Genomic DNA, 25,032 nt, shown 5'->3' on the forward strand with positions numbered 1-25,032 from the left:
GCCTATGATTTCAGTCCGCTCACGCCAGCTGCTCCAGCAGTTTCGCCATAGGCGATGTGCTGGTTGAATTCCGTTTCAACTTTATGGCGCGCCGCCGTCACCACCGGCGTCATATCGACCTCGCCCTGCGACAGCTTCAGCAGCGTGTCGGCCAGCGCCTCGGCGTCATCCTCCGGCACCAGCCAGCCGGAGAAATTGTTCTCGATCAGCTTCGGGATGCCGCTGTGAAAGGTCGAGACCACCGGCAGGCCCACCGGCCATAGCCTCCATCAGCGCGACTGGAATGCCCTCCATGTCGACATCGGCGGCGGTTTTCGACGGCAGCAGGAAAATATCCGCCTCGCTGAGCGCGGTGCGGATCTCCTCCTGCGGCTTGAAGCCCGGCATGGTGACGCAATCTTCGAGGCCGGCGCGCGCGATGTGTTCGCGCATCATTTCATCCTGCTCGCCGTTGCCGATGATGGTGTACTCAAAGCGACCGCCGCGCTGCTTGAGGATCTCGCTCGCCTTCACCGCCACGTCGACACCCTTCTTTTCGGTCAGGCGCGCGACGGAGACGATTTGCAGCGGCGAATGGAACGGCTGGCGCGGCTGGAAGTTGAGCTTCTCCGGCTCGATGCCCATGCGCGTCACGTGGTTCTTCTCCAGCGGACAGCCCATCTCAATTAGCTTGCGCTCCCAGAGATGGCTAATCGGCAGCATCAGCTCGCTTTGCTCGAACAGGTTGAGGTAATCCTGCTTGTGCTCTTCCAGAATATGGCGGCGCGAAATACCCGCGCCGAGGAACACCGTCGCCTGCTTGCCCACCAGTACGCCCAGTTTGCGCAGCTTGTTGGCCAGCGCGCCGGCGTAGCCGAAGTGCACCAGGAAGACGTCGGCGGTATAGGGCTGGCTGGTATTGGCCACGATAGAGGGCAGCAGCAGCTTGCTCGACTGCGCGCCGTAGCGGCGCACGTTAAGCGAGCGGATCAGCGCCGGTTTCGCCACCTTCGGCAGCATCATCTTCAGGCGCTGGTTGAGCTTGTCGATATTCGACACCTTCTCTTCCGGCAGCTGATAGTGGGTGCGCGCCGCCAGGTGGTATTCGTCGAAGGCCGCGTGTCGGTTCACCAGGTCGCCAGGAAACACGGAAATGATCTCCACGTCGTAACCGGCATCGATAAAATGGGTCACCTGATTCAGCACGAAGGTCTCGGAGGCGACCGAGAAACGCATGATGAAGAAAGTCAGTTTCATGACATTACCCTAATCTGTTGAGGATCTCTTCTGTGATCTGGTTCCCGACTTCGCGCTCGTGCGCGACCGCCGTATCTACCTACTGCTTGATGGCGTCATACTCCGCCAGCACGTGCTTGAGCTTGTAGATAAGCGAGCCGTCCATCAAGCTTTTCACGTCTGTCGCCATCTGCAGCAGTCCCAGCTGATTCATCACGCCCATCGATTTGTGTTCGTAGTTGATGGCAACCGCCGGGGTGCCGAAGTTCATCGAAATAATCGCGGAGTGCAGGCGCGTGCCGATGGTGAGATGGCAATGGCTCAGCAGAATGCCCAGCTCCAGATCGTTGAACTCATCCATGATGACATGGTAGTGCTCAGGCTGATCGACGCGGTCGCGCAGCATCAGAGCCACCATGCGGTCATCCTTGGCATAGCTGTCGATGCCGGTACAGCTGGAGAAGGCGACCACCTGATAGCCGTCGGCGATCATGGCGTTGATCACGCGGCCAAAGGCGGCCTCATACTCTTTCTGCGTCACGCCGAGACGCTTGTCGAACGGCGCCAGTTCGCGCACGGTAATGGCGATGGTTTTGCGGCCATTGATAATGCCCTGCCATTGCAGCAGATTATGGCTCGACGGCTCGACACGGCGCGTGGTAACGCCATTTTTTTTCATCAGATCGAGGCTGACCGACTCGCGCAGCACCAGGCTGTCGACGCGGTCAAAAACAAAGTTCGCCAGCGCGTTGACGCTCGGGTTCTGGAACGGCCCGACCGAGTGGCCGATAATATAGATAGGCTTTTTCGCCATCAGCGTGCAGAGCGCATGGTCGAACATGGTCACACCGTAGAGGTCGACGAAAAAAGAGCCGCCGACTTGAATAATCGCGTCGTAGGCTTTCAGGCTGTGGTAAAGGCTTCAAGATGCGCGGGAACAGCGAAGGATTTAAACAGGCCGCCCTTACCGAGATGCACCGTAATGATATTGGGCATCAGGCGATTCGCCACCTTGCGCTTGACCGTGCCGACCAGCCCTTGGCCGATTTGCTGTTGTGCAGAAACAGGGAATCCTGCTGAATATCTTGCTGGAGCAAATACCCAGAGCTCATTGGATAACGGCTGATTACGCCAATCTCTATATCACTGCGGGCAACTTGCATAGAATCGATCAGCCCACGCAGAATCCAGAATCGCGCCATCCCCGCGATTCCCACACGTATGGTTACCCACCAATAAAATTTTCATAAAATAAAGCTCCGAAAAAATTTCTTTTAATTTTTACCCGACCTGTTATTGCGATGCGTCGGGTAAACAAGCCGTCATATCCTGAACGGACAAAGTGAACTCTGTGTAAAAAAAACCAAAACAATCTGCTGCTCCAGAGGGTCTTGCTCGCGCCCTTCCCTGCGCGCGATGATAAATAACCTTAGCCTTTCAGGGCGAAATAGGGCACTGCGCACGGCTCGCCGTTGACCACCCCACCGAAATAAAGCCCTTTGGCTGGGCGGTATCGACCTGTTCGGCGCTCAGCGCGCGCGAAGCCAGCAGAAGATCGCCCTGCTCGTTTCCGCCGATGCTCGCCTTGCCGTTGTGCAGACTAAAGCGCTGCAGCGCCGCCTGCTCCATACGGGCGTCGACGCGCGCGCAGCGGCCAGTGGCGAAGCGCTCGCGGGCGGTGCTTTTGATCAGCACCACTACCGAGGGCGTCCAGCCCGCCAGCTTGACGAAGATACGTGCGTTGGTATCGTGCGGCGCAAGATAGCGCACCTCCACTACCGGACTGCTGCCCTTCGCCGACCAGCTCGCCTCCGCGCCGTACTTTTTACGCTGCACGTGGACAACGGCGCGGCCGCCGGTCGAACGATCCTTGATCGGGTTCATCAACGCCTTGTCGGTGCTGCCGTTGCTAAACTCCGACTGGCCGAAAATCTCGATCTCCCAGCTGTCGCCCATGTCGGGCGAATAGAGCGTGCCCAACTTGAACCAGGTCTGCTGGTTGCTATTATTCACCAAGCGCCAGCGCGAGGTCAGGTAGTTGTACTTCGGGCTTCCGTCGGTGGCGACGCCGTAGGACTCCACGCGCTTCGAGCCCATCTCCCAGGCGCTAAGCAAGCGCTAGCCCTGCGCGGAGTTGTCGATCCAGCTGCCGAACTGCAGGCTGGTCTATCGCATGTTATGGGCGATCAGCGGTTTTTTGCAATCCTCGATGCTCAGCGCGTCGACGATCCACTGGCCGTTGGAGATATCGCCCGGATAGTCGCAGTGCTCGATCCAGCCGTTATCGATAATCGACTGTCCGCAGCGCGGCAGGTTAAACCCTGGCGCCGCGGCAGTTCTGCACATTGAAGTTGGAGAGTTAGATGGCGGTGCTGTGATCCTACTTGCCCTGCTTGCGGCCGGACCAGCCAGATTTGATCACATCGCCGGTACAGCGCGAGGCGTACCACTGGTCAATTTTGTAGTCGAGCGTGTCCTGCAGGCTGAGGGAGACGTCGCTGACCCGGCTGAAGAAGCGCAGGCATGCGCCGCGAAAGAACTGGCCGCCCTCACAGATATTGCTGAAGAAGCCCTGCTGGTTGGGACGCTTATCGGTGTTGCCGTTGAAGATCAGGTTGGAGAGCGCCACCCAGCGCGCGTTGACCTTGAAGACGAATTCCGACTGGCCGTCGGAGACGATGGTGGTAGCCGGAAAGTAGCCGAAGTTGACCATCGCGCCGGAGAGGCGGAAAAATCGGCGTTCCTGTTGCGAAAAGTCGATGGCCGAGACGAAAAAGGTGCCGGCGGGAAATTGCACGCAGATCGGCTGCTCCGCCTTTTCCGACCACTGATACATAACCTTGACGGCGGGCGCGGCGTCGGTTTTACCGTCGGCGATGGCGCCGAAATCGAACAGCGACAGGTGGTTGAAATCGGCAACCACGCGGCGCCAATGAAAGCCTTCGCCGGCAAAGATCACGCCGCCGTCGTCCGGCGCACTCTGGAAGCAGCCGACGAATTCGCCGCCGCCCACTTCCAGCCCATCGTGCCGGCTTTTCAGCTTGATCTTCGCCCCTTCGAACAGCGGCCGAGTTTTAAGCAGATCGTCCACCGAGGGAATTACGCCAATCAGCTGGTAGCCGCCTGGCCCGGTCGGCTGACGTCAGGGATATTAAACAGCGTGGCGCCCGACTTGTCCTTCACCCCCATGCCGTGTGCCGGATCGGCGATCAGCACGGCGTTATCGTGAATAAAACGGGCTAAGCTGCCCTTGTTCAGGGCGATCAGCTATGACAGCTTGCCGCTGGCGTCGCGCAGAAACACCGGGATCTGGTTGCGCCTGGCTAGCGTCGCTGCCCGCTTTACCAATCCACAGCTCGTCCTCAAAGGTGTGCCAGAACTGCGGCGGCATAGCAAGAGGTTTTCCGGCGTCAGAATCGGCACGTCGTCCTTCGGCAGCGCCGACGGCTCCACCGGCTTCATGGTGACGCCGCTGCTGTTCGCCGCGTAGCTGGAAAAGGCGCTCACCGAGAGCGCGGCAACAATGGAGGAGGCTGCGGTCTGCAATACTTCTCTTCTTTTCATGCATGAAATCCCGTGGTCAATAAGGCCGTCAGTGGGCCAAAACAGTTTCCCCTGAAGCAGTGTGCAATCGGCCTGTTCCTGGCCGCGGTTAAACCAGTGCCAGCCAGCTCTGCTTGATCTGCTTACCGTCGAATTTAAGAGCGGTAATTTTTGTGTTTTGACTCATGGCGTAGAAGAGCGCATCGTCGCTGGCAAGCTGATCCATGCGCGCCAGAAGTCGCCTTGTCGTTCATCGGCACCAGGAAGCCATCCAGGCCCTGATTTATGATCTCCTGCGGGCAGGTCGGGCAGTCGTAGGCCACCACCGGCAGCGACCAGGATTTTGCATCCAGCAGCACCAGCGGCAGCCCCTCATAGCGCGAGGCCATCAGCGCCATATCGCTTTCACGGTAGTAGTCGTTGATGTTGCTGACGCGTCCGACGAAGTTAACGCTGCCGCGAATGCCGAGCGCCGACGCCTGATCCTCCAGCTGCCGGTGCAGCTCGCCGTCGCCGGCGATTACCAGCGTCTATTCAGGATGGGTCTGGACGAAGTCGCGCCAGATATCGAGCAGCAGATTGAACCCCTTCTTTTGATCGAGACGGCCGACCGCCAGCGCCTGACGGCTGCGCGTGGTGCGCGCGAAGGCTTTGTAGACCACCGGATTGGGGATTTGCTTGCTCTGAATGCGCCAGCGGGAGAAGACCTGATGGTCTTTATCAATCAGAACGATCACCTGATTCGTAGTAGCGCAGCAGCAGGTACTTGGGGAGTTTGATCGGCTTGCTGAAGGAGTTTGATGGCGAGATGGCGATGTGTTCGCAGGCATAGGCCTTGAAGCGCTTCTTCTTGCCGGAGAGCAGGCTCCAGAAGGCGAACATCACGCTCAGGCGGCCCATACTGATTAAAACACACTGTCGACCTCTTCGCTGTGAATGTGTCTGACGATGCTTTTAATCGAATTGCTGTGCCCTTCAAAGCTGACGATGCTCTTTACGCGTTCAAAGGGATAGAAAGGTTCGCCGCTGCCTTCCAGCGAGTAAACCGTGACGTCGTGCGTTTCGCCCAGACACTCCGACATAAAGTTGCAGATGTTTTCGGTGCCAACAGTAAGAGTAGGCATCTTTGATCACTAGGACCATTTTTTCATGTAAAGCTACCCACCTCAAAAGAGTAAAAAGACCATCCGGTTATCGATGCTTAAGGGTAAACAGCACGCCGTTCACCATGTACCAGCCGTAATAGTAATAGATTTTTAACGGATTGTTTTTATAGATAATTCTTAATAATTACAGGTGCCATTTCGCCGCTTTATTCTTGTTACGCGAAAGGGAATCGCCTAATTCGTAATGCTAGAAGAAAATGCCCTGCGGCGGACGGCGGAAGAGGAGAAGCAGACGCGATACTGCTTCTTGACGAAGTTTTCCTGCTGCAGGTAAGGCTTGCTGTAGGTGATGTCGTGATCGGCGTTTTTGGTTTTGTAGTGATATTCGGTGATCACGAAGTCGTCGCCTGCGGCGATGGCGGCGGCCTGCTGCGCCAGCTTGTCGACGTGCCATTCGTCATCGCTGTCGAGAAAGGCGATGATCTCCTCTTTCGCCGCGCGCAGCCCAATGTTGCGCGTCTCTGTCGCGCCGAGATTCACCTCATTGTCGAGAATGGTGATGCGCGGGTCCTGGCAGTGCTCGCGCACCAGCGCCAGCGAATCGTCGGTGGATTTGTCGTTGATCAGGTAAAGGTGCCAGTCCGGCCAAGCCTGGTTCATCACCGACTATACGGCGCAAAGTACCATCTGACGTGCGTTATACATCGGCATCACAATGCCTACGGTACCCGAGACCGCGAATGCCGCCAAAGATAATCAGCGTGGTGGCGCCGATGCAGAGCAGATAGGTCAGGATATGGGGGTGGTGCGGTCATCTTTTTTCAGCAGAATTTCCACGATCGACACCAGCACACGATCGACACCAGCAGAAGAAACCCTGATACATACCAATATGGAGCCATAGTGTGATTCCTTAATTCCACACCTCGTCCGCTCAACAGGCTTCTGCGCCACGCGCGGTGAAAGCGGCGTCGAGGCGCGCATGCCCTGTTGCTGAAGCATTCTGTTACGGGCACCCGCCCGGTTATACGTTTTATGCGTGGCGTCTGGCGCAAAACACAGAATCACCTGTGTCTATCGTTGCGTGTTGTCTCTGAGCGACGATAAAAAGGGGCGGTCTGACCGCACCGTTATCATCAAACCTTAGCTTTTGGTCGGCTTGCCATATTCATAGTCGTAGCCATAACCGTAAGCGTTCGCTGCCTTACGCACCACGGCGTTGAGGATTACGCCTTTGATTTCAATGCCGTTCTGCGCAAAGCGCTTGAAGCTGACGTCGATCTCTTTGGTGGTGTTGGTTTCGAAGCGCGCCACCATCAGCGAGGTGCCCGCCAGTTTGCCGATGATCGAGGCGTCAGTCACCGCCAGAATCGGCGGGGTATCGATCAGCACCAGATCGTAGTTCTTGCTTGCCCATGCAGCGGTGCATCAGCAGCTCCAACGGGGTTGGTGGCACCTGACCGCGCGGCAGGAAGTCGAAGCCATACACGTCGCGCTGGATCCGCGCCGGGCTGAACTCGGTTTTGCTCGACAGCACATTAGAGAGACCCGATTTGTTCTCGGCAACAATCAGCTCGTGGGTGATGACGATCCGGCGGAGATTATGGCGTGCCTCAACCACAACCAGCATACGCGGCTGCTGATTACCGACCAGCGCAACGAGCTGCTGAGGGTCGTGTACGCTATCGATCTGCTGCATCAGTCGCTGCACAGGCAGTCGCTCGATCTGCGCGCCCTGATCCGCCAGCCGCTGGTATTCCCAGAGCACCTGACGCTACTACAGGCGCTGGAGCAGTTCCGCCAGGGGCGCACCCACTTTGCCTTTGTGGTGGATGAATTCGGCTCGGTGGCGGGGATCGTTACGCTCAGCGATCTGATGGAGACCATCGCGGGCAACCTGCCGCTGGCGGGCGAGGAGATCAACGCGCACTACGATGTACAGGCGCAGGAGGAGGAAGGCCTCTGGATTGTCAACGGCCAGATTCCGCTGGAGGATCCGGCGCTGTAAGTCAGGCTGCCGCTTGACGAGCGCCGCAATTACCATACACTGGCGGGCCTGCTAATGGACACTCTGCAGCGCGTGCCCGGAGCAGGCGAAACCCTGCACATCGGCCACTATATGCTGCGCGTCCTGCAGGTAGAGCACCACCGCGTGCAGAAGGTGGAGCCTGCAACAGCCGCAGGATCTCGATTACGAGGTGTGAGTTACGGGCGGAGCAGCTTGCGCAGGCTGTCGCTTTCGTTGTTTTTCGGCTGGCGATCCAGCCACTCGTTGAGACGCGACTTCGCTTCGCTCTGCAGCTGCTGGCGCAGCACCTGATCCACCGGCAGCGAATACTGCACGTTGTCCCAGCTGCCGTAAATACGCAGCGGAATCGCCTGCTGCGAAAGCAGGCTCACCAGCTGCTCATCCCCTTGCCAGCCGCTCAGCTTCAGGCCCACCGCCACATCCAGCTGGTGCTGCGGCATATTCACCTCGCCGGCACTCTGTAGCTGCAGGCGATCGCCCTTGCCCTGCAGATCCGCGACGCGCAGCACGCCGTCGAGCCAGCGAATGCCCTGATCGCCGCTCTGGTCGCTGCTGACGCGGTCGCTGGCCTGCACGCGCGCCGAGCCTTGCCACTGGCGCTTCGCCGCCAGCGACAGATCGTCCTGCAGCGTCTGCGGCAGTTCAAGGGCGGCGAGCAGCGGCTGTATGGCGACATTCTCCAGCACCGGCTGCAGCGCGACGCGCGTCTCGGGCTGACAGATATCTACCGTGCCCAGCGGCGAGAAGGTGCCGTCGCCGAGTTTGCTGCGCAGCGCGTTGAGCGGTGAATCGGCGTTGCTTTGCAGGCGCCTGCGGCGCGTTGGTCATCAGGTTGTCGAGGTTAAGCTGGGTGGCGTGCAGCCTGAGAGAGAACTGCTGCGGCAGGCTCAGCATGCCGCTCGCCTCGCCGGTCAGCGCACTGTCGTTGACGGTCAGCTGCAGCTGGGTCGGCGCTCAGCTTGCCTTTGATGCCCTGAGGCGGAATATTCGCGCCGCTCAGCGCGTGGTTGAGTTCGTCAATTTTGCTGCTTAAGCGGTGTGGGTACTGCGCGGCGCCAAGCTGCCCCTTTAAGGAGATAGTGGCGTTGCGCTGGTTGCGCGTCAGGCTGGCGCTGAGTTCGATGCTCGCCTGATGGCGCGCATCCTGATTGAGGCTGAGGTTGAAGTTGCGGAAGTTATACTCGTCGCCGCCCGGCTCGCGCCAGATCAGCAAACTGTCAGCGACGCGCAGCTGCCCGATGTCGAACGACCAGCCGCTGCCCGGCTCGCTCGCGTCGCTGCGCGCCGGCGCGACCGGCGCGCTTTCCGGCGTGGCGCGCACCACCGCATTGCTCAACATTACCTAGCTGATGCTGAGCTGGTGTGACAGCAGCGGCCAGAGATTGACGTCCAGCCGCATATTTTTGGCCGTCACCAGCAGCTGCGGCGCGGTCAGGCTCATGCGCCCGGCAAGGATGCTGAGTTTGGGCCAGACGTGCCAGCGCAGATCGCAGTCCACCTCCAGCCGATAACCACAGCGCTGCTCGACCTGCTTTACCATATAGGCGCGGAAATCGTTTGGGTTCACCAGCAGCACCAGCGCGGTCATGCCCGCAACTACGACCACCAGCAAAATGGCCAGAGTGGTTATCACTCTCTTCATCACATCCCCATGTTCGCGTTTTAATCTTTATCGATACGACTGGCGACAGCGCCCTGCTGCCCGCGATATTTGGCGTCTTCGCGACGGTTGTAGGGCCGCACCGCCGGGCCGGAAAGCGGCTCAAAGCTCAGCGCGCCGATCAGCATGCCGGGACGCAGCGCCAGCGGCAGCTTACCGGAATTATAGAACTCCAGCACGATGCGTCCCTGCCAGCCGGGATCAATGCGGTGCGCGGTAACGTGCACCATCAGGCCGAGGCGCGCCAGTGAAGAGCGACCGTCGAGCCAGCCCACCAGATCGTCCGGGATGGTGACCGACTCAAAGGTCACCGCCAGCGCCAGCTCGCCGGGATGCAGGAAAAAGGCTTCCCCTTCCGGCAGCACTATCTCGTCGCTCATCACGCGCTCCAGCGCGGCGCTCACTTCATCTTTCGGGCCGCTTAAATCGATAAAGGGCGCGGTGTGTCCCCGAAAGGTGCGGAACTGGTTGCCCAGACGCACGTCCACGGTGGCGCCGTTGATGCGTTCTACCGGCGGGCGCGGATCGATGGCCAGCCTGCCGTTGTCCAGCCAGGCTTCAATATCGCGGTCGCATAATTTCATTGCGGTAACTCCATGACATAAGTGTAGCGAACAGCCTGCAACGCGCGTGTCAGGCGGCTCGCCGCGCGTCAGACCCGACGCAGATTATTCAAAAAACTGATTGATTTTGGCCTTGAAGATATCAATGACGATGTGGTTTTTTCCACCGCGCGGCACGATAATATCCGCGTACGGCTTCGACGGCTCGATAAACTGCAGGAACATCGGGCGCACCGTTTTCTGGTACTGGCTCATCACCAAGTCCATTAGAGCGGCCGCGCTCGTTAACGTCGCGCTTCATGAGGCGCATCAGGCAGATATCCAGCCGGGTATCGACGAAAATCGAGAAGTTCAGTTCCTGGCGCAGACGGGCGTCGGTCAGCAGCAGGATCCCTTCAAGGATAATCACCTTTTTCGGCTTCAGGTGAATGCTGTCGCGCGTGCGGGTATGCTCGACGTAGCTGTAGACCGGCAGGTCGATATCCTGGCCCGCCTTCAGCGCCTGCAGATGCTGCAGCAGCAGGTCATGATCCATGGAGCTAGGATGGTCGTAGTTGGTTTTCGCCCTCTCTTCCATGGTGAGGTGACTCTGGTCCTTATAATAGGCGTTTCCCGGGACCCCGATATGCGCGTCACCGACTTGGTCGCGGATTTCACGGTAGGGCGTGCTGGCGATTAAACTTTTTCCGGATGCGGAGGCACCGGCAATGCCCACAATCACGCACTGATGAAACTTGTCAGTCATACTTCTTAAAGACCTAATACTGGAGCCTGCGCTGTACGCGGATAAGGCGTTTTGACGCAGGACGGAATAGGAGGGTTTAGTCGGCGCCAAGTATAGGGATTTCAGCCTGTTGATGCCAGAGAAAAGCCGTTATCGGGATTTCAGAATTTCCCCTTTTCAAACCCGGCCCTTTCCCCGATAAACTGTATCCTGTTCTGTCTTCATCTGTGCGGCCGGCGCAGCGACGCAGAGGATGGCGTGGCGTCCGCGACAGCGCGGGCGCTCTCCGCCAGGCAGCCATTAAGGAAAACTATGCACTGGAGAACCCTGACCTACTTTGGCGACAGCATGCTGCTGATCCTGCCATGGAAAAGCGATAACCGCTGCACGGTGTGGTACTGGCTGATCGCCTTTGGTCTGGCGGGCCTGCTGGTCAGCTTGTCGAAGATCCTTTTTCTCGGCTTCGGCATTGGCTGCGCCCGCTTTAACTTTACCGGCTTCAGCGGCCACAGCGCGATGTCCGCTACGCTCTGGCCGGTGATGCTGTGGCTGGTGTCCGGCCGCTGGCCGGCGCTGTGGCGCGGCGTCACTATCGGCGTCGGCTATGTCATCCCGCTGATGGTGAGCTTTTCGCGCCTAGTGATCCAAGCCCATTCCCCCCAGCGAGGTCGCCGCTGGCCTGCTGCTGGGCTTCACGCTGAGCAGCGCCTTTCTGCTCAGCCAACGCCGCACCGCGCTGAAGGGCTTTAGCTGGCCGCAGGTTGGCGCCGCCTTTCTGGTGCCGCTGCTGCTGCTGAGTCACGGCCGCGTGGCGACGACTCAACAGTTTCTTGAACGTTTTTCTGCCGATCTCGCCGGACTGGAAAAGCCTTACACCCGCGCCAATCTGTTCCGCCGCTGCCCCTCACTGCGTCCTGCTGCACGGCGGCAATATACCCGTTAATCCGTTGAATAACGCCCAGATTCTATTTAACAGATGCACGACGACGCCGATGTGCTAGCATGCCAGATAGAGAATGACTGGCGCATTTTTCGTCGTTTAGACGCCGTGCGCATTGCCGAGTTAGTGAATGGGTGTTGAACTGTTATCTTTGTCGGCTACGCCGTCAGCCCGCCTGCTGAGCGCCCTGCTGCTGGGCGTGACCGCCTTTTTACTGACGCTGTTTTGTCTGGAGCTGATCGTGTTCAGCGGCCTGATCTCGCAGCTCTGGTTCGCCACCGCGCTGATGACGGTGGTGGCGTTTCGCACGCCGTCGCACCAAGCGCCGCTGCTGGGCTGTGCGGCGGGCACCGCCCTGGCCAACACACTGATCCTCGAGCCGGAACCGGCTAACCTGAAATTCACCCTGATCAATCTGCTGCAGGCGATTGCCGGCTCCGTTCTGCTGCGCCAGCTGTTACGGTGCCACGCCCCGCTTAACACGCTGCTCGACTGGCTGCGCTTCATGCTCTCGGTCGGCGTGCTCATCCCGCGGCTCGGTGGGCTGTTGGCGGTCTGGATGATGCACATTCGCGGCGAGAGCACCCTCTCTTTCCTTTTTACTTGGGTGATTGCGGAAAGCATCTGCATGCTGGGGCTGGTGAGGCTGGAGACGCACGGCAGCGCCTCGGCGCAGATCGTCACCTAGCTGCCCTTTCTGCTGGTGCTGATACCCAGCCATATTATGGCGCTGGTCATGGACGCCTCCCGGCGCGAAAAGCACCACATCAGCGAAAGCGAGACCCGCTTTCGCCACGCGATGGAGTACTCCGCCATCGGCATGGCGCTGCTCTTGCCGCAGGGCACCTGGCTGCAGGTGAACTATTCGCTCTGCCAGACGCTGGGCTTTCCCTCCGCCGAGCTGAAGAAGCTCACCTTCCAGCAAATGACTCACCATGACGATCTGGAAAACGATCTGCAGCACGTTGACATGCTGCTGCGCGGCGAGAGCGACGCTACACCATCGAAAAGCGCTATTTCCGCAAAAGCGGCGAGATCGTCTGGGCACGCCTGACCGTTTCGCTAGTGTGCGACGGCAGCCACAGTCTGCTCTACTTTATCACGCAGATTGTCGATATCTCCGAGCTAAAGCAGAGCGAGCGGGTCAACCGTCACCTGATGGAGCGCATCACGCTGGCCAACGAGGCGGGAGAAATCGGCGTCTACGAATGGAAACTGATGAGCAATGAGACGATGTGAGAACGGTGCATGTACACGCTGTTCGGCCTCTCCGCCCACCAGCAGCCCAGCCGCGAGCTGTGGCGCAGCCGGGTGCACCCGGCGGATCGCGACCGGCTCGATCAGGCGCTGCTGCAAACGTCGCCGCGCGCTGGCGCCTTTGAGATGGAGTACCGTATTCTGCATTCTGACGGTATCCGCACCTTGCGCACCCAAGCGAACCGCTTTTTCAGCCACGACGGCCACATTGAGCGCATGCTCGGCATCTGTCAGGACGTGACCCAGCTGTGCAACCTCACCGACGCGCTGTTCGAGGAGAAAGAGCGTATGGCGATCACCCTCGACGTCATTGGCGAGGCGGTGATCAGCACCGACAGCGATATGCGCGTCACCTTTATGACCCCCGTGGCGGAGAAGATACTCGGCTGGCGGCTGGCGGCGGCGGGTAGGCAGCTGAGCGAGCTGCTGCACATCACCTATAGCCGCCACGGCGCGCCGCTGGAAAACCTGCTGCTGCGCCGCCTGCCGGTGGAGAAAACCACCCCGGCGCTGGATGACGAGCTGGTGCTACACGGCGCCGACGGCGGCGAAGTGGAGATTCACTACAGTATTACGCCGCTGCACACGCTGGAGGGCGAGGAGATCGGCGCGGAGAATGATTATCGCTTCAGCTGGCAAGGCGGCCTCTATCAGGTCGGCGCCGAGCTGCTTTCGCAGGCTGATATCGCCTGCTACGACGCCAAAAACGCCGGACGCGGACGGCTGGCGGTCTAGGCGTCGCCGGAGGACTGAGCCGCTTGCCAGCCCCGACAAGCTGCGCTAAAGTTGCCCCCTTTTTTTCAGGGAGGGGCATCCAATGTTCATTGGTTTCGCTTACGGTACGGCGAACTGTCCCATTGCCGTGCGCGACAGCAGCGCGCCGCGCCTGCTTACGCTGGAAAATGGGCAGCGCCTGCTGCCCTCAATGATTGCCGCTCCCACGCGCGAAGCCGCGAGCGAATGGCTCTACCGCCATCATCAGGTGGCGACGCCGGACGCGGAAACCACGGCGCTGCAGCACTATATGGTCGATCCGGAAAAGACCTGGTTCGTTAAATCCCCTAAATCCTTTCTCGGCGCCAGCGGGCTGAAGCCGCAGCAGATCGCGCTGTTCGAAGATCTGGTGTGCGCCATGATGCGCCATATCCACGCGCAGGGCGAAGCGCAGCTCGACGGCACTATCGACCAGGCGGTGAGCAGGCGCAGGGCATTCTGCTACGTGCCGCGAATCGCACCGGCTTCCGCGACGTAGAGTTTCAGTTTGAGCCGGTCGCGGCGGGGCTGGAGTTTGAAGCGACGCTGGAGAAAGAGACGCGCGTGCTGGTGAGCGATATCGGCGGCGGCACCACCGACTGCTCTATGCTGCTGATAGGGCCAGAGTGGTGCAACCTGTCGGACCGGCGTCAGGGCCTGCTTGGCCACAAAGGCACCGCGCTGCCGTGGTGGAACGCGGTGGCGATCAACGATGTGCCGGCGCAGAGCGAATTCTACTCCACCGCCTGCGGCAAGCTGCTGCGCGATCTGGTGCGCGATGCTGAACAGGGTGACGTGGTGGCGCGTTTGCTGAAGGTGTGGCAGCAGAAGTTGGGCTACCGGCTGGTGCGCGCAGCGGAGGAGAGCAAGATCTCCCTGTCCGAACGCGACGCGTTTGACGCCAGCCTGGCGTTTATCGCGCCGCAGCTGCACGCCACCATCAACGACACCATGCTGGAGGAGGCGATCAACCAGCCGCTGGAGCGGATTCTCGAGCAGGTACAGCTGGCGCTCGCCAGCTGCACGGCCAAACCGGAAGTGATCTATCTGACGGGCGGCAGCGCGCGTTCGCCGGTGCTGCGCGACGCGCTGCAGCAGGCGCTGCCGGAGACGCCGATCGCCAGCGGCGATGACTTTGGCTCGGTCACGGCCGGTCTGGCGCGCTGGCAGAGTTAATGTTTCGTTAAGAAGCTCGCATAGACGGGTTTTACAGCAGCTGAGATGTTCAGAAAGTGGAAGGCTGGGGCCGAAGAGCAAAGCGTCCCGCGATAGGGACAAAAACGCTGGGAGCGTTTTTGAACAACGCAGCGCGTTGGCCCGGCTAAGGGCGCACCACAGGGATGAGGTGCGTATTTGCGCGGGCCGAGCGCGCAGGGATGCCTTGAGCAACTTTGTGATCGGTCCCTGCCTTGAGCGACCGCACCCTGACTACAGCATTAAGCGGCCCATAACAGGCCGCTTTGAGCCGCTGTCAGAAGTTGATATTGGCGCTGATGCCGCCGACAAAGGCATCCTTCACTTCGCTTACCGCGCCCGGCGCGACGATATATTGCAGATTCGGACGCACCTGCAGCCATTTCGCCAGCTTCACGTTGTAATAAAGCTCGTAGTTATACTCCGAACCTTCCTGTAATCGGCAGATAGATCGGGCTGTCGAAGTCCGTTTCGTCGTTGGCGGCGTTCTGCTGACGCAGCGCGCGGGTGTAGTCGCTGTTCACGTGGATGCGCGCCGCGGCGATGCCGAACTCATCTTCAGGACGCGCGTCGAACGGTCCGGCACAGGTAAAGGCGGTCGACTGATAGTTGTCGGTCTTCGAGGTCTTGTAGTCGTTCATTACCGCCTGAACGGTCACGCCGAGGCCGCGGCTTACGTCGCCGCCCTGCGCGGTCAGCTGCTGCTGCAACAGCACATAGCCGCCATAGGAGTGATCTTTGTCCTGATAGGCGCCGTCGCGCCAGCTGCCGTACACGTCTCCGTTGGCAGAGGAGTAGTAGTAGCCGATGCGGTAATTACCCGGCAGTTTGTCGGGACCCAGCGTCGGCTGCCAGCCCAGCTCCACCGGCACCAGATTGCCCTCGAAGTTGCTGGTATCGAGGCAGAAACCGTCGCCACGATCGTCGTTGGCACGGTTCTGGTTATAGAAGCCGACCTGGAAGAAGACCTCCGGGGTGATATTCAGCTTCACGCGGCCGCCCCACTGCGACACCGGCCAGTTGAACCAGCGGTCGCCGCGCCAGTTGCCTGCCTGGCCGCTGCCAAACGCCAGGTTCTGGAACTTGCTGTTGAAATTATCGAAGTCCTCGCCCACGGTGACGCGGCCCGCCTTCAGGTTGACCACGTCATCAAACAGCCCTTTGCTCAGCCAGAACTGGATCAGACGCTAGGTCTGGCCGCGGCCGTATACCTCCTGCACCTAGGAGAGCATGCCGGTGCGGCGATCCGCCACCTGATCGAAAATATTGCGGCCGTCACGGTTGGTGATGGTCGCCTAGAACTGCTTATCCTGCCAGCCGAGCAGTTTTTCCAGATCGAGATTGGCGCCGAACGCCCACTGACCGCTGCAGCGCATCGACGTATTGGTATCGGCGCCGCCGACGAGGTTAGAGGCGCTTTCCATGGTGTAGTTGACGTCAAATTTAACACCGTCATTTTCCAGCTGCGTGCGCGAACCGTCCCAGTCGCCAAACATATAGGGCGAGTCGTAGCTGAAGGCGTCTGCGGCTACCGCAGAGGCGCTCAGCATAGCGAACATCAGGGAGCCGGCTGCGAGGCGCAGCGGGAACTGCCGCACTGCTTTTTTCTGTTCATAATCGCTCTTCTTATCTGATTAGGGCTCGTTGCAGAGCAGAGGATAGTGCTGGCAAAAATTCAACTTTTGTAAAGATGTGCGCACGAATCGGCAAAGAGGCATTTTTTTCAAACATTTGTGAGGGAGATAGCTGAACAGAAACGTGTCAGCGGCTTGACGTTCAGGCTGAAGGGGGTCGCCGAGGCGGCGCCTTGCCTCGTCTGAGACATCAGGCGCTGGCCTGCGCCAGTTTTTCGAATTCTTCCGGCGCCAGCCGCAGCCGCATGGCGCCCACTAGATCCTCCACCTGTGTCGGAGTTACGCCGTGCGCGTGCGCGATCTCATCCAGCGAGGCGAGAATAGCCAGCCCGCGTGGATTGAGGTATTTCTCCACCACGCCCTGCCCGCGCGCTCTTGCCGGCATCCTCTGCGCGGCGATATTTGCCGCTGAGAAAGCCGCTCGCCAGCGAATAGTAGTTAATGACGCCCAGCCCGTGCTGCATCGCCACCTGCTCCAGCGCCGCCTCATAGCCTGCGCGGTCGTAGAGGTTGTACTCGGGCTGCAGCGTCTCATAGCGCGCCAAGCCGCGTGCGCTTCGCTGATCGCCAGCGCCTCATGCAGGCGCGGCGCGCTGTAGTTGGAGGCGCCGATAGCGCGTACCTTGCCCTCTTTGATCAGCGAATCGAACGCGGCGAGGCTCTCTGCCAGCGGCGTCTCCTCGTCATCGCGGTGTGCCTGGTAGAGATCGATATAATCGGTCTGCAGGCGGCGCAGCGACGCCTCTACAGCCTGGAGGATATATTGCGGCTTCAGGCCGGCTTTCTCCGGCGACAGCGCCATGCCGACCTTGTCGCCAGCACGATGCGGTCGCGCTTGCCGCTCTTTTTCAGCCAGTTGCCGATAATGGTCTCCGACTCGCCGCCCTTATTGCCCAGCGCGAATAGACATCGGCGGTATCGATGAACCATAGCCCCTGGTCCACCAGCGCGTCCAGCAGCGAGAAGGATCCCGCTTCATCCAGGGTCCAGCCGAATACGTTGCCGCCGAAGGCCAGCGGCGGCACCTGGATGCCGCTGTCGCCGAGCTGGCGGGTTTCAACCTGACGCTATTGTTTTCTCCTTTTCTTTCATACCCTGCCAAAAAAGCATAGCAAACCGCCAGCTGCCCTTTTATGTGTCTTTGCGCGATAAGTTTGTGCTAAAAGGGATACTTACGTCGGACTGACAGATATCCTTAATTCCTTCAACTTCTGCCCGCTTTGCGAGTCTACACTCTGCTATTTGCAGGCTACCGCGTTTCAGCCTGCGTTTTGGGAACGGCAATACAGCTGGAGAGCAAACAATAAGATGAACCGACCTTCCTTGTTGAAAAAAGGCCTGATTTTCCTGACGCTGGCGGTCGCCGCAGCGGGCACCTACTACTGGTGGCAGCATCCGGCGTAGCCCGACAGTGATACCCAGAGCAGCGCCCGACCGCACCGCGGCAAAGGCGCCGGTGCAGGCCGTCACCGCCGCCAATACCGTCACGGTGCGCAGCCGCGTCGACGGCGAGCTGATGGCGATCCACTTTCAGGGGGCGAGCAGGTCAAGGCGGGACAGCTGCTGGCGGAGATCGATCCGCGCCCCTATCAGGTGGCACTGACCCAAGCGCAGGGCCAGCTGGCGAAAGATCAGGCGACGCTGGCCAACGCGCGTCGCGATCTGGCGCGCTTTGAGAAGCTGGCGAAAACCTCGCTGGTGTCGCAGCAGGAGCTGGATACCCAGCGCTCGCTGATCAGCGAAACCCTGGGTACCCTAAAGGCGGACGAGGGCAGCGTCGCCAGCGCCGAGCTCAACCTCACCTACAGCCGCATCACCTCACCGATTGACGGCCGCGTCGGCCTGAAGCAGGTGGACGTGGGCAACTATATTACCAGCGGCGACACCAACGGGCTGGTGGTGATCACCCAGCCCCACCCTGTCGACGTGGTGTTCAGCCTGGCGGAAAAGAACCTAGCCGAGATTATGCAGACGCAGAAACAGGGCGCGCCGCTGGTGGTCGAGGCCTGGGATCGCAGCAACCAGACGCGGCTGACGCAGGAAACGCTGCTCAGCATCGACAACCAGATCGACGTCACCACCGGCACCATCAAGATGAAGGTGCGCTTCGATAATCAGGACGACAAGCTCTTTCCCAACCAGTTCGTCAACGTGCGGCTGAAGGTCAACACCCTGCAGGATGCGATTGTGATCCTCACCGCCGCACTGCAGATGGGCAACGAGGGCCACTTTGTCTGGGTGGTCAACAGCGACGACAAGGTCAGCAAAAAAAAGCGTGACCGCTGGGCTGAACGCGGGCGAGCGTGTGATAACCGACGGGCTGGATCGCCTGACGGAAGGGGTGAAGGTGGAAGTGGTTGCGCCGCAAAGCACCGCGCTGAAAAGCAGCCGCGCCGCGCAGCCGGCCATGACGCTGGCGGTCACCACCAGCAGCATGCTGCTGACGCAGGTGCAGGTGCAGGATATGGTGGAGACGCGCATCGCGCAGAAAATCTCCCAGGTTTCCGGCGTCGAGCTGGTGACGCTCTCCGGCGGCCAGCGGCCAGCGGTGCGCGTGCAGATGAACGTGCAGGCGCTGGGGCTGACCAGCGAGCAGGTGCGCACGGCCATCAGCGACGCCAACGTCAACTCGGCGAAAGGCAGCCTCGACGGCCCGGAGCGCGCCATCACCCTGTCCGCGAACGATCAGATGAAGTCGGCGGAGGATTACCGCCAGCTGATTATCAGCTACAACAACGGCGCGCCGGTGCGGCTGGGCGACGTCGCCACCATAGAACAGGGCGCGGAGAACCGCTGGCTGGGCGCCTGGGCGAACCGCGAGCCAGCCATTGTGATGAACGTGCAGCGCCAGCCGGGCGCCAATATCATCGCCACCGCCGACGCTATCCGCGCGCTGCTGCCGTCGCTGACCGATCGCACCACCAATATCCGCGCCTCGGTCACCGATACCCAGCACGAGCTGATGCTGGCGATCGCGCTGGTAGTGATGATTATCTACCTGTTCCTGCGCAACGTGCCGGCAACCATTATCCCTGCCGTCGCCGTGCCGCTGTCGCTGGTGGGTACCTTCGCCGTGATCTATTTCCTCGGCTTCTCTATCAACAACCTGACGCTGACCATCGCCACCGGCTTCGTGGTGGATGACGCCATCGTGGTGCTGGAGGAATATTGCGCACCACGTCGAGGCGGGCATGAAGCCGCTGCAGGCGGCGCTGAACGGCGTGCGCGAGGTGGGCTTTACCGTGCTGTCGATGAGCCTGTCGCTGATTGCGGTCTTTTTGCCGCTGCTGATGACCGGCGGGCTGATCGGCCGCTTCTTCTCGGAGTTCGCCGTTACGCTCTCGGTGGCGATCGCTATCTCGATGGTGATCTCGCTTATCCTGACGCCGATGATGTGCGCCTACCTGCTGAAGCCGAACGCGGCGCGCAGCCAGCCGCGCCGGCGCGGGCCGGCTGCTGCCGGCGATCCAGCTGGGTTACGGCCGCTCGCTGGGCTGGGTGCTGAACCACGCGCGCTGGGTGCTGCTGCTGTTCGGCACCGTCGTGCTCACCGAGTGGCTGTTTATCCCGGTGCCGAAAACCTTTATGCTGGAGCAGGATACCGGCCGCCTCTCCGGCTTTATCTCCGCTGACCAGAGCATCTCGTTTCAGGCGATGCGGCAGAAGCTGCCGTACTTTATGGTGATCGTAAAAGCCGAGCCGGCGGTGGAAAGCGTGGTGGGCTTTACCGGCGGGATGCGCACCAACAGCGGCTCGATGTTTGTCTCGCTGAGGCCGCTCGCGGAGCGCAATGAAAGCGCCCTGGCGGTGATCGCCCGGCTGCGCGCGAAGCTGGCGAAGGAGCCGGGCGCCAATCTCTACCTTAACGCGGTGCAGGATCTGCGCGTCGGCCGCCGCGAGTCAAGCGCCAGCTATCAGTATTCGCAGCTGTCGGACGATCTGGCGGCGCTGCGCGAATGGGAGCCGAAAATCCGTCAGGCCTTCGCCGCCCTGCCGCAGCTGGCGGACGTCAACTCCGATCAGCAGGACAAGGGCAGCAAAATGGCGCTGATCTACGATCGCGAAAGCATGGCGCACCTCGGTATCGACGTCGCCGACGCCAACACACTTCTCAACAACGCCTTCGAATAGCGGCAGATCTCCACCATCTATCAGCCGCTGAACCAGTATAAAGTGGTGATGGAGGTCGATCCGCGCTATACTCAGGATATCAGCGTGCTGGATCAGATGTTCGTGATCAACGAGAGAGGGCAAGGCGATTCCGCTGTCGTGGTTCGCCCGCTGTCAGCCCGCCAACGCGCCTCTCTCGGTAAACCATGAGGGGCTTTCCGCCTCCTCGACCATCTCCTTCAACCTGCCGGAAGGCGCCTCGCTGTTAGAAGCCTTGGCGGTCATCGACCGTACTATGACCGCTATCGGCGTGCCCACCAGCGTGCGCGGCAGCTTCGCCGGCACCGCGCAGGTATTTCAGCAGTCGCAGAGCAGCCGGCTCTGGCTGATGCTCGCCGCCATCGGCGACGTCTATATCGTGCTGGAGATGCTCTACGAAAGCTATGTGCATCCGCTGAACATTCTCTCCACGCTGCCCTCGGCGGGCGTCGGCGCGCTGCTGGCTCTGACGCTGTTTGATACACCTTTTAGCCTGATAGCCCTGATCGGCATTCTGCTGCTGATCGGCATAGTGAAGAAGAACGCCATTATGATGTAGGATTTCGCCCTTGAGGCGCAGCACAGCGGCGGCCTGAGCCCGCGCGACGCCATTTTCCAGGCCTGCCTGCTGAGCTTTCGCCCGATCCTGATGACCACGCTGGCCGCGCTGTTCGGCGCGCTGCCGTTGGTGATCACCAGCGGTGACGGCACGGAGCTGCGGCGCAGGCAAGAGCGTCGCGGACTGGCGCGCGAGTAGTTGCTCTACACTTTTACTATAGAGCATAATGCTCAACGATTAACCACCTTATAAAGGAGGCGTTTTATGTCGCAAGGCACCATTTTTACCAGTAATCGCACGCAAAACGTTCGTATTCCCGCAGACGTGCGCTTTCCGGAAAACGTAAAAAACGTGACCGTTCGGGCGGTGGGCAATGAACGCATTATCGCGCCGGTTGAGCATGCCTGGGCCAGTTTTTTCCTGAGCGAGCAGCGCGTCAGCGACGACTTTATGTCGGAGCGAACCACGCCGCCAGCCGATGAGCGGGAAGCGTTGTGATGCATCGTTATATGCTGGATACCAACATTGTTATCTATGTGATAAAGCGTCGGCCCATAGAGATGCTGAACAAGTTCAACGCGCAGCTGGGCCGCATGGTGATCTCTTCAATTACGCTGGCGGAACTCTATTACGGCGCCGAGAAAAGTCAGTTCCCCAATCGTAATTTACGCGTCGTTGAGGATTTTGTTTCGCGCCTCGACGTGCTGAGCTACGACGCCAGGGCCGCCTTTCATTACGGCGCTATTCGCGCCGATCTTGAACGTAAAGGGACGCCAGATCGTGGCGAACGATCTGCATATCGCCGCGCATGCGCGCAGCGCGGGCCTGACATCTGCGCCGTAAGCTGGAAGCGCTCGACACCGACCAGCCCTTTATCCGTGCCGTTTACGGCATGGGCTACCTCTGGGAAGTGGATCCGCGTCAGTTGATTTAGATCAATTAACTTCCCCGCATCACCGCCTACAATTCCGCACCTTTTGCCAGGCCGCCTGTGCGGCCGCGGCACGGGCCGCGCTAGGCGGCATGCTGACCTGACATCAGTGAGACAACCATGAAACCCGAACTGCTTTCCCCGGCGGGCAAGTTGAAAAATATGTGTTACGCCTTCGCCTACAGCGCAGACGCGATCTATGCCGGACAGCCGCGCTACAGCCTACGCGTGCGCAATAATGAATTTACCCATGACAACCTTGCCAAAGGGATCGCCGAGGCGCACGCGCTGGGCAAGAAGTTCTACGTGGTGGTCAATATCGCGCCGCACAACGCCAAGCTGAAAACCTTTATTCGCGACCTGACGCCGGTGGTGGAGATGCCGCCGGACGCCCTGATCATGTCCGACCCCGGCCTGATTATGCTGGTGCGCGAGGCGTTTCCGCAGATGCCGGTGCACCTTTCGGTTCAGGCCAACGCGGTTAACTGGGCGACGGTGAAGTTATGGCAGCAGATGGGGCTGACGCGCGAGCTGTCGCTGGAGGAGATTGCCGAAATCTGCCGGCAGGTGCCGGATGCCGGAGATAGAGCTGGAGGTGTTCTCGTGCACGGCTCGCTCTGCATGGCTTACTCCGGCCGCTGCCTGCTTTCCGGTTATCTCAACAAGCGCGACCCGAATCAGGGCACCTGCACCAACGCCTGCCGCTGGGAGTACAAGGTCGCCGAGGGGCAGCAGGATTAAGCGGGCAATATCGTCGCGCACCATCACCCTGCGCCGCAGGCGATTATCCCGACGCTCGGCGTCGGCCAGCCCACTAACAAGGTGTTCCTGCTGGAAGAGAAGATGAAGCCGGGCGAGAGGTGATGAGCGCCTTTGAGAATAAGCACAGCAACCTACATTATGAACTCAAAGAATCTGCGCGCGGTGGCGCACGTTGAGCGCCTGAGCGAGATGGGGGTGCACTCGCTGAAGATCGAGGGGCGCACCAAATCGTTCTACTACTGCGCACGCACCGCGCAGGTCTATTGCCGCCGCCGGCAAACCCTTCAATCCGCAGCTGCTGACCACGCTTGGAAGGGCTGGCGCGCCGCGGCAGCTGGGCAGAGGTGGCGGAGAAGAATAAGTTTTCCCTCGGAGACACGCTGGAGATCATGACGCCGCAGGGCAATCTCAACTGCAGCCTGGCGGCGATGCAGGATGGACGCGGTGCGGCGGTCGAGGTAGCGCCGGGCGACGGCCATCGCGTCTGGATCGCAGTGCCCGAAGCGGTGAGCCTTGCCTTCGCCCTGCTGCTACGCAATTTTCCCGATGGCAGCAGCACGCGTGATCCCCACGGAAAATTACTCACGGTCTGAAAGTAAACCAGGGACGTTAGAACAGGATCACAGACCGCCGCTGCGCGCTCCTTTATAGTCGCGCCTGCTGCGAACAAGTAACAACTAATAGCTGCTGTACTAGGAACCACCTCATTCACCCGCCCGGCTCCCCCGTGCGGGTTTTCTTTTTCCCGCTTTTCTCCCCTAAGTTTTTCGCCCTGACTATGCTATAAGCACAGCTCATTGTGGGTTTTCAAGGAACGGATAATGGAAAAACAACCGCTTACTCTGCTCATCCTGAATGGTAAAGGTAAAGGCGCCGGCAATGAAGAGCTATGTAGCGCGATAAACCAGCTGCGCGACGAGGGCTTTGCCATCGCGGTACGCGTCACCTGGGAGAAAGGCGACGGCAAGCGCTACGTCGAGGAGGCGATGCGGCTGGGCGCCGATACGGTGGTCGCCGGCGGCGGCGACGGCACCATCAACGAGATCGCCACCGCGCTGACCGCCGTGCCAGCCGCGCAACGGCCGGTGCTCGGCATTATTCCGCTCGGTACCGCGAACGATTTCGCCACCAGCGTCGGCATTCCGGCAGAGATAGAGCGGGCGCTATGTCTCGCCCTGCAGGGCAAAGCACATATTATCGATCTGGCGCGCGTCAATCAGGATCGCTATTTCGTCAATATGGCGACCGGCGGCTTCGGCACGCGTATCACCACCGAAACGCCGGAAAAGCTGAAGTCGGCGCTGGGCGGCGTCTCCTACTTCATTCACGGCCTGATGCGCATGGATACGCTGAAGCCCGACAGCTGCACCATTTCTGGCCCTGGCTTCCACTGGCAGGGCGACGCCCTAGCGATCGGCATCGGCAACGGCCGACAGGCGGGCGGCGGACAGCGCCTCTGTCCATCTGCGCTGATCAACGACGGGCTGCTCGACCTGAGCATCGTAACCGCGCAGGAGCTGCTGCCGACTCTGCTGCACTCGCTGACCAGCAACGATGACAATTCTAATATTGTGACGGCGAAGCTGCAGTCGCTGCGTATCGTTTCGCCGAACGAGATGACCTTCAACCTGGATGGCGAGCCGCTGTCCGGCTACGAGTTCACCATTGAGATGCTGCCAGGCGCGCTCAGCTGTCGCCTGCCATCGCAGTGCGCGCTGCTGGCCTGAGGTAGCACCTCGCTGTGAGGTCAGCGTTAACGATAAATTTTGTGCTGACGCACACAGCATGGCCTATGGCAAAGTGGCAAAAGCGGCATCTCTGCCGGCGCGGCCTGTGCCGATACGCACCTCAGGGATGAGGTGCGTCCGTAAACGACCCCACGCGCTGCGTTGTTCCAAAATGCCCCGGCGTTTTCTCCCTGGCGCGAGACACGTTGCGCCTCGGGCCAAGCTGCGCGCGTTTTAACGTGAATGCAACCTGTAAGCGTCAGCTAGCGCTGGTTGCCGACCGCTG

Annotated in this window: 7 protein-coding genes and 20 pseudogenes; 14 read left to right on the plus strand and 13 right to left on the minus strand. The window is 60.1% G+C overall.

The annotated features are described in order from the left end of the window. Window positions 1-2: 2 nt before the first annotated feature. The 8 genes and pseudogenes from EIO60_RS17230 to EIO60_RS03510 form a co-directional block, all read right to left on the minus strand. Entirely contained in the window at window positions 3-254 is a 252-nt protein-coding gene (locus EIO60_RS17230; protein ID WP_508278733.1) for a glycosyltransferase, read from the minus strand. Continuing rightward, window positions 166-1,236 (minus strand): glycosyltransferase, encoded by a 1,071-nt coding sequence (locus tag EIO60_RS03480; protein ID WP_508278739.1) that lies wholly within the window; start codon window positions 1,234-1,236, stop codon window positions 166-168. The genes EIO60_RS17230 and EIO60_RS03480 overlap by 89 nt, the downstream gene beginning before the upstream one ends. Before the next feature lie 4 nt (window positions 1,237-1,240). Then, window positions 1,241-2,463: pseudogene (gene wcaK, locus EIO60_RS03485) on the minus strand (colanic acid biosynthesis pyruvyl transferase WcaK). Between the two features lie 181 nt (window positions 2,464-2,644). Then, a pseudogene (locus EIO60_RS03490) lies at window positions 2,645-4,779 on the minus strand (putative phage tail protein). 88 nt (window positions 4,780-4,867) lie between these two features. Continuing rightward, a pseudogene (locus tag EIO60_RS03495) lies at window positions 4,868-5,901 on the minus strand (glycosyltransferase). Between the two features lie 48 nt (window positions 5,902-5,949). Then, a pseudogene (locus EIO60_RS03500) lies at window positions 5,950-6,524 on the minus strand (glycosyltransferase family 2 protein). 67 nt (window positions 6,525-6,591) lie between these two features. Beyond that, window positions 6,592-6,766, minus strand: a pseudogene (locus EIO60_RS03505) (EpsG family protein); the annotation flags it as partial. Window positions 6,767-7,007: 241 nt separating this feature from the next. After that, window positions 7,008-7,446, minus strand: a pseudogene (locus EIO60_RS03510) (tyrosine-protein kinase); the annotation flags it as partial. Between the two features lie 3 nt (window positions 7,447-7,449). On the opposite strand from EIO60_RS03510, the pseudogene EIO60_RS03515 reads away from it, so the two are divergent. Continuing rightward, window positions 7,450-8,068, plus strand: a pseudogene (locus EIO60_RS03515) (transporter associated domain-containing protein); the annotation flags it as partial. Between the two features lie 286 nt (window positions 8,069-8,354). Here EIO60_RS03515 and EIO60_RS03520 read toward each other — a convergent pair. The 3 genes and pseudogenes from EIO60_RS03520 to udk form a co-directional block, all read right to left on the minus strand. Beyond that, a pseudogene (locus EIO60_RS03520) lies at window positions 8,355-9,535 on the minus strand (AsmA family protein); the annotation flags it as partial. A 20-nt stretch (window positions 9,536-9,555) separates the two neighbouring features. Further along, on the minus strand, window positions 9,556-10,137 hold the full coding sequence (gene dcd, locus EIO60_RS03525; RefSeq protein WP_258575913.1) for a dCTP deaminase: 582 nt from the start codon (window positions 10,135-10,137) through the stop codon (window positions 9,556-9,558). A gap of 84 nt (window positions 10,138-10,221) precedes the next feature. Next, a pseudogene (udk, locus tag EIO60_RS03530) lies at window positions 10,222-10,861 on the minus strand (uridine kinase). A 291-nt stretch (window positions 10,862-11,152) separates the two neighbouring features. On the opposite strand from udk, the pseudogene EIO60_RS03535 reads away from it, so the two are divergent. The 3 pseudogenes from EIO60_RS03535 (at window position 11,153) to EIO60_RS03555 (ending at window position 14,977) form a co-directional block, all read left to right on the plus strand. Beyond that, window positions 11,153-11,783: pseudogene (locus EIO60_RS03535) on the plus strand (phosphatase PAP2 family protein). A gap of 127 nt (window positions 11,784-11,910) precedes the next feature. After that, window positions 11,911-13,649: pseudogene (locus EIO60_RS17090) on the plus strand (PAS domain S-box protein); the annotation flags it as partial. 205 nt (window positions 13,650-13,854) lie between these two features. After that, window positions 13,855-14,977: pseudogene (locus tag EIO60_RS03555) on the plus strand (Hsp70 family protein). A 284-nt stretch (window positions 14,978-15,261) separates the two neighbouring features. Here the strand turns inward: EIO60_RS03555 and EIO60_RS03560 are convergent. Together EIO60_RS03560 and EIO60_RS03565 are read right to left on the minus strand one after the other, a co-directional pair. Next, window positions 15,262-16,543 (minus strand): annotated as a pseudogene (locus EIO60_RS03560) (carbohydrate porin). A 265-nt stretch (window positions 16,544-16,808) separates the two neighbouring features. Beyond that, a pseudogene (locus tag EIO60_RS03565) lies at window positions 16,809-17,649 on the minus strand (aldo/keto reductase). 425 nt (window positions 17,650-18,074) lie between these two features. Between EIO60_RS03565 and EIO60_RS17235 the strand changes: the two are divergent. The 10 genes and pseudogenes from EIO60_RS17235 (at window position 18,075) to yegS (ending at window position 24,746) form a co-directional block, all read left to right on the plus strand. After that, a complete protein-coding gene (locus tag EIO60_RS17235; RefSeq protein ID WP_508278734.1) occupies window positions 18,075-18,221 on the plus strand; it encodes a hypothetical protein in 147 nt (48 codons plus the stop codon). Beyond that, a pseudogene (locus EIO60_RS17240) lies at window positions 18,212-18,847 on the plus strand (efflux RND transporter periplasmic adaptor subunit); the annotation flags it as partial. The gene EIO60_RS17235 and the pseudogene EIO60_RS17240, both read left to right, overlap by 10 nt. A gap of 46 nt (window positions 18,848-18,893) precedes the next feature. Further along, window positions 18,894-20,716 (plus strand): annotated as a pseudogene (locus EIO60_RS17245) (efflux RND transporter permease subunit); the annotation flags it as partial. 78 nt (window positions 20,717-20,794) lie between these two features. After that, on the plus strand, window positions 20,795-20,938 hold the full coding sequence (locus EIO60_RS03590) for a hypothetical protein (protein ID WP_258575917.1): 144 nt from the start codon (window positions 20,795-20,797) through the stop codon (window positions 20,936-20,938). Beyond that, window positions 20,883-21,524 (plus strand): annotated as a pseudogene (locus EIO60_RS03595) (efflux RND transporter permease subunit). The gene EIO60_RS03590 and the pseudogene EIO60_RS03595 overlap by 56 nt, the downstream one beginning before the upstream one ends. Before the next feature lie 66 nt (window positions 21,525-21,590). Then, on the plus strand, window positions 21,591-21,824 hold the full coding sequence (vapB, locus tag EIO60_RS03600) for a type II toxin-antitoxin system VapB family antitoxin (protein ID WP_258575918.1): 234 nt from the start codon (window positions 21,591-21,593) through the stop codon (window positions 21,822-21,824). Window positions 21,825-21,886: 62 nt separating this feature from the next. Then, window positions 21,887-22,045, plus strand: a pseudogene (locus EIO60_RS03605) (PIN domain-containing protein); the annotation flags it as partial. A gap of 110 nt (window positions 22,046-22,155) precedes the next feature. Next, window positions 22,156-22,260: pseudogene (locus EIO60_RS03610) on the plus strand (two-component system response regulator BaeR); the annotation flags it as partial. A gap of 117 nt (window positions 22,261-22,377) precedes the next feature. Continuing rightward, window positions 22,378-23,612: pseudogene (gene trhP / locus EIO60_RS03615) on the plus strand (prephenate-dependent tRNA uridine(34) hydroxylase TrhP). Between the two features lie 228 nt (window positions 23,613-23,840). Beyond that, the gene (gene yegS / locus EIO60_RS03620) at window positions 23,841-24,746 is read left to right on the plus strand and encodes a lipid kinase YegS (protein WP_258575919.1); all 906 of its coding nucleotides are present in this window, start codon (window positions 23,841-23,843) and stop codon (window positions 24,744-24,746) included. The last annotated feature ends 286 nt before the right edge of the window (window positions 24,747-25,032 follow it).

Origin of the sequence: Candidatus Pantoea persica (assembly GCF_013753875.1) — a bacterium.
GTDB lineage: Bacteria > Pseudomonadota > Gammaproteobacteria > Enterobacterales > Enterobacteriaceae > Pantoea > Pantoea persica.